Source organism: Microbacterium sp. B35-04 (genome assembly GCF_010634885.1).
Taxonomy (GTDB): Bacteria; Actinomycetota; Actinomycetes; order Actinomycetales; family Microbacteriaceae; genus Microbacterium.
This window is the reverse complement of the sequence record NZ_MWLP01000175.1, coordinates 1-1,540: the sequence shown is the minus strand read 5'-3', so window position 1 is coordinate 1,540 and position 1,540 is coordinate 1. Positions and strand designations below refer to the sequence as shown.

Sequence of the window (1,540 nt, the reverse complement as noted above, 5' to 3'; positions counted from 1 at the left end):
CCTAAATATTTATATTTTCTTTTAATATTTATCTCTATGATACTCTTTTCTTATTATACCTACAAAAATTATAGCAATTGCTTTATCATGTATAATATACTTTTTAAGGTGTGAAATATATGGGACTTCTATTTAGTTTTGTTCTAGCATACATTTTAATTTATACAATACTATCAGGAATTTTAAAAATGTATTCCTTTTCTTATTTTTATCTCAATACGTATGAGTTATTAAATCAAAAATTTAATTTAACTTTGATTAAATTTATTTCAATTTTATTAATATTCTCAGAAATATTTATTCCTTTAACTATTATACTTGCAAGAAAACCTCCAGTATGGAGTATGACACTACTAGTATTCGTATATTTTTTCTTTACCATATTTGTAATCACTTTAATATTTATGGGTAAGAAAAATCAAGAATGTAGTTGTTTTGGCCCAAATATTAAAAATAATATAAATTGGTCTAAAGTATCAATTAATATACTCATTTTAGTATTTATTTCTTTTTCTATAAGGTTTGAAATTACTTTACATGTTTGGGATATAATTATAGCTTCTCTACTTTCAATTATATACATATATATAAAGAATAACGCATAGAAAGGAACATTGAATTATGATTTACATAGTATCATTTCTAATATTAGCTTTAATTATAAGCACTATATATTTCTATAATAACTTAAAACAAAAATTATTGGATTTACAAGGAATACCTGTATCACTACCCTTTCCATACGAACAATTTAATCTAACAGAAAATAAAAATTATATTTTTTGTTTGAGCACACAGTGTCCTCACTGCAATAAAATTGTAGATGAACTGTTAAATTTAAATTATAAAACGAATAATGTTTATATAATTTTTATAGAAGATGAAGTTACTTTAGATAAGTATTTAAAAACTAAAGGTTCATTAAATTTTGAAATTATAAAAGATATTAAATGGGAAGAACTATTTATTTCACAAACTCCCTTTACATACATTTTAAATGAAAAAGGTATTATTATCGAAAAGGGCATTATTAAAAATACTAAACTATTAGACATTTATTAAAAGGTATGGAGGATATTATGAAAAATAAAAATCCTGTTTTACATTTAGCTAATAAAATTGAATTCCCTAAATTACTTATAACATTAGCTGTTCTATTATCAGTAATAGTTAGTATATTTCAACTTATAGTACCTTTATTCACTCAAAATATAGTTGATAATTTTTCTGATGTAATAAAAAGCAAACAATTTATTGTGCTATTTGTTTTCATTTTTCTATTAAGTTCCATTTTAAATGGATTAAGCATATATTTACTAACCAAATTAGGCGAAAAAATAATTTACTCTTTAACTAACAAAGTCTGGAATCATATTTTGAATTTAAAGTCTTCTTTCTTTGATAAAAATAGTAATGGAGAATTATTGAGTAGAATTATTGACGACACTAAATCAATAAATGATGTCATTACAGAAATCATCGTAGCATTTTTTACGCCTATTATAATACGTTTAGCAGCAATCTTTTTGTTAGGTATGTT

The 1,540-nt window shown here is 22.3% G+C and carries 2 protein-coding genes; both read left to right on the top strand.

Going from position 1 to position 1,540, the window contains the following annotated elements; all coding sequences use genetic code 11:
* Positions 1-621: 621 nt before the first annotated feature.
* On the top strand, positions 622-1,062 hold the full coding sequence (locus B1729_RS20355; RefSeq protein WP_145477391.1) for a hypothetical protein: 441 nt from the start codon (positions 622-624) through the stop codon (positions 1,060-1,062).
* A 17-nt stretch (positions 1,063-1,079) separates the two neighbouring features.
* Positions 1,080-1,540 (top strand): ABC transporter transmembrane domain-containing protein (locus tag B1729_RS20350; protein WP_163634627.1); only part of this gene is annotated, 461 nt, incomplete at its 3' end.